Below are 15196 nucleotides of genomic sequence, written 5' to 3'. Positions count from 1 at the left end.
TGCTTCAATCCTCTTCCTTCTTTTGTCAACTGTCAACTGTCAACTGTCAACTGTCAACTGTGCCTGAGCGGAATTTCTATCCGAAACTTAGTACCTTTACCCGGTTCCGAAAAACATTTTAACTCCCCTTTGTGCTGCTCTACAATTATCCGATAGCTGACAGCAAGTTCCAAGGCGCTGGTGTGTTCTCCCGGTTTCGACATCAAAAATGAATCAGAAATTTGGGCTGTGATATCTTCGCTGATTGCCATGCCGTTATCAGCAATCTCAATAGAAATCCGCTGAGCATCGATCACCTGAGTGGTAATCAAAATCACCGGCTTAAATTTAATTGATTCCGACTCATTCAACTCTTGACTCGACTCTTCCAAAGCATCGATCGCATGATTGATAATATTCAGAAAAGCTTGATTTAGCTGACCCGCATAACACTCAACTTGCGGCAGATTTCCGTACTCCTTCATCACCTTGATATCCCGCCGCCCCTCGCGCGCCGGCAAGCGGTGCTGCAACAACAACAGGGTATTTTCTAAACCGTCAGAAATGTCGAATAGCTGCCAGCCCGATCGATCGCTGCGGGAAAAATCCTGTACCGACAAGATTATTTGACGGATGCGATCGCTCCCGGTACGCATGGAGTTCACAATTTTTAATAAATCGTCGAGCACGAATTCCACATCCATATCTTGCTGTTTTTGCAGAATTTCCGCTCCGGGATTGACCAACTGTTTTTGATACAATCGCAGCAGTTCAATTAAATCAGTAGCGTAAGTTTGGACGTGAGTTAGATTGCTGTAAATAAAAGTAATTGGGTTGTTAATATCGTGGGCGATACCAGATATCAATTCGCCCAAACTTGACATTTTTTCCCTTTGCAGCATTCGATCGCACGACTGTTGCAATTCTTCCTGAGTTCGCTCCAACTCCAGCCTCAACTCGCGCCCACGCAAACCCGCGCGCACCCGCCCCAACAATTCCTGCTTAGCTATGGGTTTAAACAGAAAATCGTCAAAGGGCGCGTCTAATTCTTCCACCCCTGTAAATTGCTCGGGTGTTGTCACCAGCACAAAATATGCTGTCGCCAATTCTCTATCGGCTTTCACCAGCCGACACACCTCCAACCAGTTGATTTGAGGCGAAGTCCCGTCGCAAACGATCGCATCGGGAAAAAAATCCCTCGCCAAATCAAAAGCATCCTTGCCGTCGGGAGCGACTTTCAGCTCATGTCCCTCCCCGGAGAGTAACTCTTGCACGACTTCCCAAGTCGCAGCATCCGCGATCGTCAGAATCTTTGCCATAACACCAGCTCCATAACTTACTCTTTAGCATACAACCGCCAGAATTGCGCGGACATATTTAAAATTAAAAAATAGTTCAATCCTCGAAAAAACAGCGGATTCCGGCTCCCTCAAAGCCCAAAATAGCTCAGTAGAAGGTATAATTTTAGACGAGCAATGCAAAAATGCAAATTCTCGCCTTCCTAATTGGTCTTTAGATCAAAGCTTTCTGCTTTCAGACTACTGACAACTATCCTAGATACTTTCTCAAGTTGCGCCCGAAAACCATAAAAAAACTTTAAAATTAATTAACAGTAACGTCAAATTCACCTTCTCGGTCAGCGCCTGGGAATGCCAATTACCAACACCACCTCAACTTTGATTCAAGCCGAAACACTAGAACTATTAGAATGGCCGCGCCTGTGTCAGCACTTGGCTACCTTCGCGGCTACCAAACTCGGCGTCGCCGCCGCCCTCGATCTCCAAATTCCGCCAACGATAGCTCAAACAGCAGAATTGCTGGCCCAAACTCAGGAAGCTTATCAGTTAGAGAGCCGCGCTGGCGGTGCTTTGAGTTTTGACGGCATCCAAGACATCGGCGTTTCCCTGCAACGAGCCGAACTGCAAGGTTTGCTAGGCGGCGAAGAATTGCTGGCAATTGCTACCACCCTCGCCGGAGCAAGGCAATTGCGCCGGATAGTTGACTCTGCAACCGATGTCCCGACGCTCAAAGAACTCGCATCCCAATTGCGGACTTATCCTGAAATCGAGCAAGAAATCCACCGCTGTATAGACGATCGCGCTCAAGTAGCCGATCGAGCCACTCCTAAATTAGCAGGAATTCGAGTACAAATGCGACAAGTGCGCGATCGCATTTATCAAATATTGCAAGGCATTTTACAGCGCCAATCCAACGCCGTCCAAGAACAGGTAATTACCCAAAGAAGCTCGCGCTTTGTAATTCCGGTCAAAGCTCCCCAAAAAGATGCCATACCCGGCATCGTTCACGACTCCTCCGCCAGCGGCGCGACACTGTACGTAGAACCCCACAACACAGTCAATCTCAACAACCAAATGCGGCAGTTGCTCAGACAAGAACAAGCCGAAGAAGAAGCAGTCCGCCGCGCCCTCACCGAGCAAGTCGCAGCAGTCAAACCAGATTTAGACAGATTGTTGGTGGTAGTGACAACTTTAGACTTAGCTGCCACTAAAGCGCGCTACGGTTATTGGCTGCAAGCAAATCCTCCTAAATTTATTGATTTGGGAGAGCCAGAATTAGCACCAAAAAATACAGAGAATATAGATGAGGAAAATTCAGATGAGGAACAAGCAGAACAGAGCCAAGTATTAACTCGCAATTTGCGATCGCCAATCACCCTCCGCCAGTTGCGCCATCCTTTATTAGTTTGGCAGCAACAGCACGAGCAAGGCTTTGCAGTCGTGCCCGTCGATTTAATTATCGGGCCGCACATCCGCGTCGTCGCCATCACCGGCCCCAACACCGGCGGCAAAACAGTCACCCTCAAAACCTTGGGATTGGCAGCTTTAATGGCAAAAGCTGGAATGTTTGTCGCCGCCCGCGAACCCGTAGAATTGCCTTGGTTCGACAACATTCTTGCTGATATTGGTGACGAACAATCTTTGCAGCAAAGTTTGTCTACTTTCAGCGGGCATATCCGCCGCATCAGCCGCATTTTAGAAGTTTTAAGTAATAAATTGCAGCCTGAAAAGGCAGAAAATTCAAACGTCCCAATTCCGAATACTTCGGCTACTTCGGATTCTCTCAATACAAATACGCTCAGTACAAATTCCCCAGCCCCCATACTTCGGCTACGCACTTCAACGGAGCTCAGTACAAGCTCAGCACAAGTGCCCCATGCCCCATGCCCAATTCCCAAATCTTTAGTTTTGTTAGACGAAGTAGGGGCGGGGACAGACCCCTCAGAAGGCAGTGCATTGGCGATCGCCCTCTTGCAATATCTCGCCCAACATTCGCTATTAACAGTCGCAACTACGCACTTTGGCGAACTCAAAGCCCTCAAATATCAAGACGCCCGCTTTGAAAATGCCTCAGTAGAATTTGACGACAGTTCCATGCAGCCAACCTATCGCTTGCTGTGGGGAATTCCCGGACGTTCCAACGCCCTCACCATTGCCAAAAGACTCGGTTTGCTAGCATCCATAGTCGAAGAAGCTCAAACCCATGTCGGGGGTGCTTCGGCTGATGTCAACCAAGTCATCGCCGGACTCGAAGCGCAGCGCCGGAAACAGGAAACCAAAGCCCGCGAAGCAACTCAACTGCTGCACCAAACCGAAAAACTGCACAAAGAAGTTTCTCAAAAAGCAGCAGCTTTGCAAGAACGGGAGCGAGAACTAAAAATAGCTCAGGAAGTGGCAGTAAATGAGGCGATAGGTACGGCAAAATCAGAAATTGCTCAAATTATTCGGAAATTGCAGGCGGGCGATCAAACGGCTCAAAATGCCCAACAGGCGACAGATACCTTAAATCAAATTTCTGAAAAACATTTGCCGTCGCGGAAAGCACCGGCGAAGCCGAAACCGGGTTTTATGCCGAAAACGGGCGATCGCATCCGCATTCCCAGCCTGGGCCAAACCGCCGAAGTCCTCAGCGGGCCCGACGCTAACGAAGAGTTGAGCGTGCGGTTTGGGATTATGAAAATGACTGTCAAACTGGCAGAAATTGAATCCCTAGACGGTGAAAAACCGGAAACAAAAGCTCAATTAGCCAAGGTTGCAGCCGCCCAAGCAGCCGCTACCGCCAAAGCCAAGCAAGCAGCGGCAGAACCGGCAAAACCCAATCCTGAAATTGCCATCCGCACTGCTAATAATTCGATCGACCTCCGGGGCGCCAGAGTCTCCGATGCCGAAATCGAAATCGACAGAGCTCTGTCCAAAGCCGTCGAATACGGTGCGCTGTGGATAATTCACGGTAAAGGTACGGGACAGTTGCGGCGCGGGGTTCACGACTTCCTCGCTACTCACCCGCAGGTTTCCCGCTTCGAGCTCGCTAGTCAAAAAGAAGGAGGTGGAGGCGTGACGTTGGTTTATCTCAAATAAGCTGGCGTGCATCTAAATTTTTAGAATCATGTTGCTTGAAACTCTTGTGGGGTGGGCATCCTGCCCGCCCGAAAAGTTAAATCTTTTCGGCCACAACAGCTTAGTCCGAACACACAGAATTGATTTCGGACACCGGGCGGCGTAGGATGGTTGGGGGTAAAAATTTATGGGTTTTTCGGCGTTGCGATCGATCGAACTTGCAACCGCAACTTTCAACTCTCCAATCCTTCCAGCAACTAGGATTGCCGGAATCAAAGCAACGAGTTATGGAGAAAAATTAACAGAATCTGCTTTTGTCCGGCCGCCAAACAAAAGCACTGCATACTGTCGATATCCTGCCTCAACCCGTCTTATTTCCCGTGCCCAAGCCATGCGCTCGACTGTAAAGCCCTCCGCTCCCACAAACGAAACGGGCCCATCTCCCAACTGGGAAGAATTGACCCAAAAAGCACCAGAACCTACCCAGTTAGACAACATTAAAGCCCAACTGGATTTAGTGTTGTTAGCCCTAGAAGCACTGGCAGAAATTGGCTCAGAGGCGATGCTCAAAGTAGCAGCCGAACTGAATTTAGAGCCCATGGTAGCCGATCGCGTGGCTTTGTGGCGGCTGCGCCAGTCTAACCCGCTGCGGAAAGGCCAGGGAGGGAGAAAAAAACTGGATGTGGAGGAAGCGCGATCGCTCGTTTTGATAAGCTGTAATTTAGCTTCACAGCACCAAGCTTTAATCCGCCGCGCCGTGGCTTTGCTGGAACAAATGGCCGAGCAAAACCGCGAACCTCACACAGTCGCTTTGTTGGGTGACTATATTGATAGGTTCAGCAACACTTATGCCGATCGCATGGAAGATGCAGAAACTTTATCGGCAAAAGAACTAACTAATTTGGCCCTGAAACTCCTGATCGATTTGCTGTTTTACAGCAGTCCCGGCGGTCACAGGCGGCTCTGGCTGGCTCTCCTAGACCGTGCTAAGAATTAAGTCAAGCCATAATGAAAACGAGAATGAAAAACATCAGAAACAGGCAAGATGCCTATTCCACCAAAAAATTTATTTGTTGTGGAACAGGCCGGAAAGCCTGTTGGTAAAAAAAGCTTGTTGAGAATGCTACCAAATATCAGAGAAAACATAGTTATTCCCTCTTCCTGATAACAAATAACAACTAACAACTAACAACGAACAACTAACAACTAACAACGAACAACTAACAACGAACAACTAACAACTAACAACTAACAACTAACTAACAACTAACAACTGACCAAAATTATGGTTCTCAAACGGTACACGCCCCCCACTTGCACGCTGGAAATTACAGCCAAAAGTTCGCCTCTATCTCGCTGGGCGGGCCAACCCGTATTTAAATCTTTAAATTTCGAGTTGCGGCTCGACGACCCCAGGCTACCAGATACTCAACACGTTACACTTAGGGGCGATCGCCATCAACTCGAAACCCTCCGCGAAGCAGTCAGCAACTACGTCCAAAACTTCCTCGGCGCATCCCGCGATTGTCCAAGCAATATCGAGCCTGAAACTAGCCGTACTGTGGGCACCGACTTGCCAGAAGTCGCGCGTAATGCCGTTACAGTCGATCGACCCCCCAACACCTCCGAACTAGGCGCAGCCGCCCCAAACACTTCCTATCTTCCCATTCCCCCCCGCCTAGAACCCCGCGGCTTGCTCGCCCACAACTTGTTTTTAGGCTCATTGAGCGCCGCCGAATCCGGGCCGGAAGTACACCTGAGTACCCTGCAACTGTTTGACTTGGCCACAGCACTAGATGACTGCGCGGCCGAAATCATGGCCCTCCCCAACCTCGGCCGCGATCGCAGACGGGCGAAAGCTGTACCCTGGCTGAATATCGCAGCCATGCTGGTCGCCGGCGCGGGCTTGACGGCGGGAATTGTCAAAATGCTCGATCGACCCGCCAGCTCCCCACAAACCGCCTCAGCCCCCACAAATCCACAATCCGCCCCCGCACCAGCACAGCCCCAGATAGTCGCCGGCGCCACGCCCAGCCCAGTTCCCGCCCCCACAACATCCCCCGCGACATCCCCAACCCCAACAGCCGCAGCCACACCCGGTTTACCCCCCCTGCCGCCCCCCCCCATCAACACCGCCGCCACCTCCCCCAGCCCCAGCTTGCCCCCAATCGCGATCGCCCCAACCCCAACCACCAACAAACCCAGCCCCATCCAGCAGCCAACCCTGCTATTTCCCCCCAACGGCAGCGCACCGACAGCCTCACAGAGCGCCCCAGCCCTCCCCCAAGGGCAAATCATCACAATTCCCGATCCCGCTCCGGGCCCGCCGCCAATTGCCGCCCCCCAAGCACCCGCAGCAGTACCCTACCTGCTGCCCCCCGTACCGCCGAGACTAGCTCCCGCCGTACCGCCCCCCCTGCCGCCCCCCCTGTCCGCATCCCGACTTCCCATTCCCCCACAGCAACCCTTCCCCCGCCTCCCCCAGCAGATGCTCCCCCCTACCAGCACAGAACTCCCAGCCCTTGAGGACGCTCAAGGGCCAGCCCAATCCTCAGACAGCAACCAAGCCGCCGCCAGCAAGAAAAACCGCACTTTATTTGATACAATTCCTCAGGTTTCCGAAGCGAGAACCTACTTTGAGGAACGCTGGAAGCCGACAGAAGGCATGGAACAAACCTTGGAATACAGCGTGCAGATCGATGAAAATGGCTCAATTCAAAGTATTGTACCGATGGGAAAAGCAGCAGCAGATTATATCGATCGCGCTAGTATGCCGTTAGTCGGCGAGCCATTTGTTTCTGCCGTTTCCAATGGCAAAAACCCTAAAATTCGAGTGGTTTTGAGACCGAATGGTCGAGTACAAACATTTTTGGAAGAAAGTAATTGAACCCTCTCAAACACCTTATTCAGATTGGAAATCCAGGTTAATTGCCAATGTTAAACGAACTCAAAAAAAAGCATTTTTTCATAGCAGCAGCCGCCAGCCTGTTGACAGTTGCTCCAGTTTCTGCTGCAAATGTTTATTTGGCGATCGGGTCAGCAGAGTCACCACCAAACAATAGTTTAGTTCAAAATGCCGGAGCAAATGACTATTTCCAAGAAGGCATCAACTTAGCAGCCCAACAAAACACCGCAAGTGCTGAATCAGCATTTCGCAGAGCAATTCAAATCGACCCCAACTTTGCCGAAGCTTACGCTAACTTGGGCAGCCTTCTCGCCAATCAAAACAAACTAGCAGAAGCAATTCCCAATTTTCAAACCGCAATTCGCCTCAAACCGAACGTCCCAGAATTTCATTATATGTTTGCACAAGTCCTGTATGCACAAAATAAAATGTCAGAGGCAGTAGAGTCAGTAAAAAAAGCCAGGGATTTATTCAGAAGCCAAGGCAAAACTCAAGACGCAAATTCACTCGAACAAGTCCTCAAAAACATGACAAAGTAACTCACCTACGGAAAATCAAAATTATCAAATACAAAACACCAGCAATAATTCAAAAGTTCTGAGTTGTGAATGAGATTTTTTTTGATTGACCGCAGAGGGCGTAGAGGGCGCAGAGAAAGAGAGCGAAAAGAAGAGAATATCGGGGCGGGTTTTATACGGCGGAAATATTGGGCACCAGCCCCGCCGCTACCAAATTTTGTAATTCTTAGCGCGCCCACTGCTGCAATATGTAATTGTAAAACTTTTCCGTATCTACTCGATCCATTGCTTGAATTTTGCGCCCTCCACTTTTAACTTTTGTCCGTCCTTGACTGATACCTTCGGTAACAATTTCAGTTTCCCATTCTCGCAATTCGTAAAATTCTGGATGCGCTAAATAAGCGGTCGCTAAAATGTCCCAAAAATAGTAATCTTGAGATATTGCTAGCGCGTAACACTGTCCGGCTAAATCGGAAATTGGATATTGGCGCTGTCTGGATAAGATATTAGAAAATTCCACAGTCAGCGGCACATTATTAGTGATATCTAAAGGACACATGACAATCGGAATTTGAGTTTGCCAAACTCTATCGATGGCTATCGGGTCCCAGTAAGCATTCCATTCCGCCGACATATCTTGTCCCGGTTCCATATCTTTGCTAACATTGCCGACAACGTTGAGTGCGCCTCCCATCCACACAATTTCTTGAATTTTGCTTTCAATTTCTGGTGCGATATCTAAGGCTTGCGCTACAGTTGTTAGCGGCCCCGTCACCATTAATGTGACCGGTTCCGTTGCATCCCGCAAAACTCGCACCATAAAGTTTTGTCCGGGTTCTGATATTAACGGCGTGTCAATGGTGGCTTTTTCATTTAAAATGGGAAGTCGATCGCACGCAAAGGAATCTCGCCGAAACAACATCGGAAATGGGTTAAGTCCCCGCACCGTACTCGCCGCCACCGGCACCTCTGAACGCCCCATCAAATCAAGGATTTTGCGCGTTGCACTCACGGCTGGTTGAATGTAGCAGTCCGCCGGAGTGACAATTACTCCCAGAGTTTCCACTTCCTCCATTGTCATCAGCAACACGACTGAGAGATAGTCATCAACTGCACCGTCGTGATCCATTAGTACAAGTTTTTTCGACATTCTGCTTCCCCGCGACTGAATTATTGTAAAATACCAATATTAATTTATGCGTGGCTAGAAACCGGGTTTTTACGAAAATACTTTGTTGCAACTTGCAGATTAGCTCAAAAACCCGGTTTCTTTGGTCTGAGTGCGTAACTCCTGTATTGTTGCATCAAACAAAACAACCTAAACTATATATGAATACCATATCACCTTACGGCTCTTGGAAATCTCCCATCACCTCAGATTTAATTGTTTCAGGAACTGTCGGACTCGGACAAATTGCCATTGACGGCGACGATATTTACTGGGTAGAAGGAAGACCCTCGGAAGCAGGAAGAAGCGTCATTGTGCGGCGCACTCCCGACGGTAAAATCAGTGACGTGACACCGCCTCCTTTCAACGTTCGCACTCGCGTTCACGAATACGGCGGCGCTTCCTTTGCAGTTGCTAGCGGTGCGGTCTATTTCTCTCATTTTGCCGACGGGCGGATTTATTGTCAAGAATTAGATTCTCAACCAGAACCCCTGACACCTGCTGCTAATTCTTGCTACGCAGATGTGATTCTTGACAAGCAAAGAAATCGCCTGATTTGCGTGCGCGAAGACCGTGCAGGTGAGGGCGAAGCTGTCAATACTATTGTTAGCATTAATTTGGATGACGGCGCCGACATTCAAATTAATGCTGGAGGCAATGATTTTTATGCTTCCCCTCGTTTGAGTCCTGACGGTTCTCAACTTTCCTGGATTTGTTGGAACCATCCAAATATGCCGTGGGATGGGACAGAATTGTGGGTAGCAGAAATCAATGCTGACGGTTCTTTAGGCGAAAAACATTTAGTTGCCGGCGGAGTTGATGAGTCGATTTTTCAACCAGAATGGTCGCCAGATGGAGTTTTGTACTTTGTTTCTGACAAGTCGAATTGGTGGAATTTCTACAGAACCCCCCTCAATCCCCCCTTGCGGCAACAACAAGAAATAGAACCCCCCTTTTTAAGGGGGGCAGGGGGGATCGAACCTTTGTGCGAAATGGCCGCTGAATTCGGCCTCCCTCAGTGGGTTTTTGGAATGTCTACCTATGCTGTTGTCTCGGAAAGCCAAATTATTTGCACCTACACTCAGCACGGCAAGTGGCATTTAGCAAGTCTCGATTTAGCGACAAAGCAGTTGACAACAATCGAGACAGGTTACACTGATATTTCCTCGGTGAAAGCGCGGGGAGAAACGGTTGTTTTTCTAGCAGGTTCGCCGATCGCATCTAGTGCTATCCTAAAGCTAAATTTAGCCACAAGTCAGCGGGAAATCCTGCGAAAATCCAGCGATTTAAGCATCGATGCTGGTTATCTTTCGGTACCGGAACCGCTGGAATTTCCCACGGAAAACGGTTTGACTGCTTTCGGTTTCTTCTACCCTCCGAAAAACCAAGATTTCGCTGCACCTGCGGGTGAAAAACCGCCGCTAGTGGTCAAAAGTCACGGCGGCCCAACTGCTGCTACTTCTAGCAGCCTGAATTTGAGAATTCAATATTGGACGAGTCGCGGTTTTGCTGTCCTTGATGTCAATTACGGCGGTAGCACGGGTTACGGGCGGGAATACAGAAGAAGGCTGCAAGATAGTTGGGGAATTGTGGATGTTGACGACTGCGCTAACGGTGCTAAATATTTAGCCGAAAAGGGTTTAGTTGATGGCGAAAGAATGGCGATCGCCGGAGGCAGTGCAGGGGGATACACGACGCTTTGCGCTCTGACTTTCCGCGATGTGTTTAAGGCCGGTGCGAGCTATTATGGAGTGAGCGATTTGGAGGCTTTGGCAACTGATACTCACAAGTTTGAAGCGCGCTATCTGGATGGATTGATCGGGCCTTATCCCGAACGCAAAGATTTGTATGTAGCTCGTTCTCCCATTCATTCTGCTGAACGTTTATCTTGTCCTGTCATCTTTTTTCAAGGATTGGAAGATAAAGTCGTTCCGCCCAATCAAGCGGAGATGATGGTAGAGATATTGAAAGCTAAAGGGTTGCCGGTTGCTTACGTTGCTTATGAAGGGGAACAGCACGGTTTTCGTCGCGCTGAAAATATTAAAAGAACTCTTGATGGCGAATTCTATTTCTATTCGCGGGTGTTTGGGTTTGAGTTGGCTGAACCTGTGGAAGCAGTGCCGATTTACAATCTATAGCACAAATTAAGTTTGCAGTTGCTCTTTTTCCGATCAAACGCAACTGCAAGCAATAGCATAATTCGTTAATTTTGAATGTGATGTCGTTCACAATTTTTGCTGTTTTCTGTCACAATTTTTGCTGTTTATTGTCACAGCTTTTATGGCAATATACCTACATGATATTAGGGTGTGATCGCTCTCTGTGACCGCAGAAAAGAGCATCGCGCATCGTCGAGTTGAGAGTCAATCGCTATGCAAACTCCTGTCAACCTGATTCCATCTGCTTTGGGCGAGCTGTTTGCCGAAGTGAATCATAATGGCTACATTACTGTAGCCGATCGCTACGGTTTGCTGGCTGCTATTTTTGACGAAACTTTGACTGAGGAAGACAAACGCTCGATCGATCGCCTCCTGCGCTCTGTGTGCCGGGGTAGGATAAAATTAGTTAACGAACTGTCTGCGATCAGATAACCATTAAAAAACCCTTAATCAGACTAGGCGATTGCAATCGCTACCAGACAAACCAAGAGTGCGCCTCAGCCTACAGCAGGCACCCGGCCGCGCGGACTAAGAAATAAAGAAACTATTTAACAAGACGGATTTAGTATCACTACTATTATGTAGGAAGCGCACTGCACGTCTTACATAATAGTAGTTTTCCCTGAGTGGCAACAAGTTTAACGTGCAGGCATAGGTGTAGCTAACTGCAACTTGCTCAAACTTTCTTCTGGTCTAAAATCCATCGGATAGTTGAGTGCCGCAGGAATCCCCAGCACACAGCAGGGAAAATTATTTCCTAGTTCCCTAATCAGCGGGTGATTGCCAGAATTGCAGCCCATAAATAGTAAATTTGCTGATTCTAATTCTACCACATTTCTCAATTCTGTGGCAACCTGCCCGATGCGTAAATGAGCTTTGAATAAACCGCGCCATTCCTCAGCCAAACAGCGCGCTTGCCACAATAACTTATCTGCAACCTCGTACTCATTGTTTTGACAAAAAATTGCTCGGAAATAAGGCGGATCGATCCAAGTTTTCCGCTGGGATACAGATTGGATTTCGGCGGGAGGTAAAGCGATCGCAGGCGCTGCATACTTCAGGGCCGATGTTTCCTCTCCATCCGACTGTTTCGGATTGGCAGCCCAGGGATTTTCCCCACCCAAACTACAAGCATTGTCCTCGTAACTGTTGGGCGTTTCGTCAAGCACGTAGACGACTTGCACCGTGACTTCTTGAGTTGTGACTAAACGAGTTTGATGTGCAATCCACAGGGTAATGTCGAGAGCTGTTTGACTTTTGGGAGAGCTGTTATACGCGACAATAAAATTGATAGATTTTGCCGACTTCGGAGATTTTGATTTATGAGAAATGGGCGCTTTTTGCTCCGGCAGCAACACCATTTCTTCTGCTAAGTTTTGGTATCCCAATGCACTTTCAAAACGCGCTAAGATTGTTTTGAGATTCACAGGCTTGACCTCTCTTAAGTGAATTGTTTTGTCTGTTCGTGTGGCGTTATTCGTCTTGGGTAAAGTAGCGATCTAGAAAATTCAAAGCATAGTTTCGCAGTTCGTAATATTCCTGAGATTCCCGCAACTCCTGGCGATCGCGCGGATGGGCAAACGGTACTGCCAAAATCTCGCCGATTGTTGCCGCCGGGCCGTTTGTCATCAACACAATGCGATCGGACATATAGATAGCTTCGTCCACATCGTGGGTAATCATCATCACAGCTTGTCTGTGATTTTCCCAGATATCCAGCACCTGTTTTTGTAACTTGCCGCGAGTCAGAGCATCCAGCGCTCCAAACGGTTCGTCCATTAATAACATTTTCGGGCGAAGTGCCAGAGCTCGCGCAATCCCAACCCGCTGTTTCATGCCCCCTGAAATTTGATCGGGATATTTATCGGCTGCTGCTGTTAAGTTTACCATTGCTAGGTGTTCGTTGACAAGGCTAATCTTCTCGGCGCGGTTGAGATTTTGCAAAACTTCATCGACTGCTAGGCGAATATTTTCCCGCACCGTCAGCCAAGGTAGCAATCCGTAGTGCTGAAATACCATCATGCGATCGGCTCCCGGTTTGCGAACTTCTTTGCCTTCGAGTGTCACGATTCCGCTGCTTTGTTTTTCCAAACCTGCCACTATTTTCAGCAGCGTCGATTTGCCACAACCCGAGTGACCAATTACCGAAATAAATTCGTTTTCTCCAATACTTAAGTTGATATTGTCTAGAACGCTAAACTCGCTGCCATCAGCATTTTTGTAAGACTTGAACAAGTTATTGATTTCCAGGAAATCTGCTGATTTGCTGTTAATTTTGTCGTTGGTTGGGGTAGATGTAGAAGTAAATTGAGTCACGGTATTCTCCTAAAAATTAGTAAAGTGTTAATTAGATTTTCTTTTGGTTGCGCTTGCGGTAATGTGCGGTGTGCAAAGCCTGTTAATTTGAGCTGCGAATGTAGTACCGGTCTAGTGTTTGACGATTAAGCTCTCGATCCCCCCTAGCCCCCCTTAAGAAGGGGGGGACAAGAGGCTTCTCAAAGTCCCCCTTCTTAAGGGGGATTTAGGGGGATCGAAACTGAGCTATAAACGATATTTCTCATGATTTTAGGCAATTTTTGACACTACAATAACTGCGCCTAGCACTGTATAAATTAAGACTGAAAGAAAGATTGAGGGCGGTTTGCTCGAATTTCAAAACTATTCAAATAACCCACCGGATCGCTGGGGTCAAATGCTTTTTTGTCAATGAAAACTTCCGCAGGTTCCACTTTGTAGTTTTCCAGGGGACAATCGATCGCCATTTCAGCAACAATCTTGCGGTAAAGGTCGGTTCTCCAAGCTTGTTTAGCTAATTCATCAGCATTTTTGGGCACCTCCTTAATGTGTCCCCAGCGGGCGGCTTGAGTCATCAACCAAATACTCTGAGACTGCCACAGAAATGTTGAATGATTTCCCGGTATTTGGGGCAAATTCTTAGGAATGTCATAGAAAATAGTTGTATCTTCCGATATTATGGTGCGGTCTTTTTCGTCAAACCCACCATAGTTGTATTCCCCAACTATTCCCGGCCGCGTAAATTTGTCGATCGCGCCGTTTTTAGGTTTAGCGCCAGTAAACGATCGCTCAGTCAGCAGCGCGGCGATTTCGCTGCGATTTTCCGGCTTGCTGCAAAACTGACAAGCTTCCACCATTGCCTTCACCAGCGAGTAATAAGTCTTCGGGTTTTCGTCAATGAATGATTGCATGACTCCCAAAACGCGATCGGGATGTCCCTGCCAAACTTCCTTGCCTTGCGCGAAGGTAAAACCCACTCCCAAATTGCCTTTAATTGCCCGCGTATTCCAAGGTTCAGCTACCATGTAAGCCTGCATGGCACCAATTCTCATATTAGTTACCATCTGCGGCGGTGGCACAATAATTACCCGAAATTCTTTGAACGGATCGACACCCGCAGCCGCCGATATGTAGCGGACAAAGTATTCGTAAATCGACGAACTCAGAACCACTGCCCAAACTTTTTTTTCTGCCGGCTGACTGTCAAAAAAGGCGCGAAATTGTTTGCCAAATTCTTCAAGATTGCCGTTGTATTCGTGCCACGGACGCAAACCGAAATCCCACATCGCTTTATTCATCGTCATGGCGTTGCCGTGGCGGTGAATTGTCATGGCAGCGCACAGGGGTGCATGACGCGCTCCTTCTGCACCAATGCGGGCGTTTGTGACGGCACCGGATACGACTGGCGAGGCGTCGAGGCGGCCGAAAATCAGACCGTCGCGGGAGGTTGCCCAGCTTGCTTCGCGGTTGAGTTTGACGTTTAAACCGTATTTGCGGAAAAATCCTTTTTTCCAGGCGATCGCAAATGGTGCACAATCGTTAACGGGCACGTATCCTACGGTTAAATTTGGTTTTTCTAAGGTTTGGGAATTGACGATCGGCTTTACCGCTTCGGCTTCTTCAGTGAGTCCTTTTGCCGATCGATCCGCGCTAATTGCACAACCAGATAAAGCCATTCCCGCCGCCGCCGCTCCGATTCCTTGCAAAAACTCTCGGCGGTTCCATTCATTGGAAAACTTGTTGCTCATATTTAATTTGAAATTTCTAATGGTTAACTATCCGCTGTCTTTTTTTGACCTCAAAATTCCTGCCAACTG

Annotated in this window: 11 protein-coding genes; 6 read left to right on the top strand and 5 right to left on the bottom strand. The window is 48.3% G+C overall.

The features are described from left to right. Positions 1–53 precede the first annotated feature (53 nt). Positions 54–1298: a sensor histidine kinase gene (locus QUB68_RS06640; protein WP_332990561.1), complete on the bottom strand. Its 1245-nt coding sequence runs from the start codon at positions 1296–1298 to the stop codon at positions 54–56. A gap of 357 nt (positions 1299–1655) precedes the next feature. Between QUB68_RS06640 and QUB68_RS06635 the strand changes: the two genes are divergently transcribed. The 4 genes from QUB68_RS06635 to QUB68_RS06620 all read left to right on the top strand — a co-directional run bounded on the left by QUB68_RS06635 (position 1656) and on the right by QUB68_RS06620 (position 7778). Next, positions 1656–4355 carry an endonuclease MutS2 gene (locus QUB68_RS06635; protein ID WP_332991152.1) on the top strand — a complete coding sequence of 900 codons (2700 nt, stop codon included), beginning with the start codon at positions 1656–1658 and terminating at the stop codon, positions 4353–4355. 166 nt (positions 4356–4521) lie between these two features. Then, positions 4522–5331: a DUF3038 domain-containing protein gene (locus QUB68_RS06630; RefSeq protein WP_442923047.1), complete on the top strand. Its 810-nt coding sequence runs from the start codon at positions 4522–4524 to the stop codon at positions 5329–5331. A 288-nt stretch (positions 5332–5619) separates the two neighbouring features. Further along, positions 5620–7221, top strand: a complete 1602-nt coding sequence (locus QUB68_RS06625; RefSeq protein ID WP_332990560.1) for a DUF4335 domain-containing protein — start codon at positions 5620–5622, stop codon at positions 7219–7221. 47 nt (positions 7222–7268) lie between these two features. Then, positions 7269–7778 carry a tetratricopeptide repeat protein gene (locus tag QUB68_RS06620; protein ID WP_332990558.1) on the top strand — a complete coding sequence of 170 codons (510 nt, stop codon included), beginning with the start codon at positions 7269–7271 and terminating at the stop codon, positions 7776–7778. Positions 7779–7983: 205 nt separating this feature from the next. On the opposite strand, the gene QUB68_RS06615 is transcribed toward QUB68_RS06620, so the two are convergent. Then, complete coding sequence (locus QUB68_RS06615) at positions 7984–8907, bottom strand: nucleoside hydrolase (RefSeq protein WP_332990556.1); 924 nt, start codon at positions 8905–8907, stop codon at positions 7984–7986. Positions 8908–9086: 179 nt separating this feature from the next. Here QUB68_RS06615 and QUB68_RS06610 point away from each other — a divergent pair, with 179 nt between their 5' ends. Further along, on the top strand, positions 9087–11063 hold the full coding sequence (locus QUB68_RS06610; protein WP_332990554.1) for a S9 family peptidase: 1977 nt from the start codon (positions 9087–9089) through the stop codon (positions 11061–11063). A gap of 234 nt (positions 11064–11297) precedes the next feature. Then, entirely contained in the window at positions 11298–11516 is a 219-nt protein-coding gene (locus QUB68_RS06605; protein WP_332990552.1) for a hypothetical protein, read from the top strand. Positions 11517–11722: 206 nt separating this feature from the next. On the opposite strand, the gene QUB68_RS06600 is transcribed toward QUB68_RS06605, so the two are convergent. The 3 genes from QUB68_RS06600 to QUB68_RS06590 form a co-directional block, all read right to left on the bottom strand. Then, complete coding sequence (locus QUB68_RS06600; RefSeq protein WP_332990550.1) at positions 11723–12511, bottom strand: universal stress protein; 789 nt, start codon at positions 12509–12511, stop codon at positions 11723–11725. Between the two features lie 46 nt (positions 12512–12557). Then, a complete protein-coding gene (locus tag QUB68_RS06595) occupies positions 12558–13400 on the bottom strand; it encodes an ABC transporter ATP-binding protein (RefSeq protein WP_332990548.1) in 843 nt (280 codons plus the stop codon). A 296-nt stretch (positions 13401–13696) separates the two neighbouring features. Beyond that, positions 13697–15127 (bottom strand): ABC transporter substrate-binding protein, encoded by a 1431-nt coding sequence (locus QUB68_RS06590; RefSeq protein ID WP_332990546.1) that lies wholly within the window; start codon positions 15125–15127, stop codon positions 13697–13699. Between the last annotated feature and the right edge of the window lie 69 nt (positions 15128–15196).

The sequence above is a fragment of the Microcoleus sp. A006_D1 genome (assembly GCF_036702805.1).
Lineage (GTDB): Bacteria > Cyanobacteriota > Cyanobacteriia > Cyanobacteriales > Microcoleaceae > Microcoleus.
Note: the sequence above shows the minus strand (reverse complement) of the source record. Positions and strands in the feature narration are given on the sequence as shown.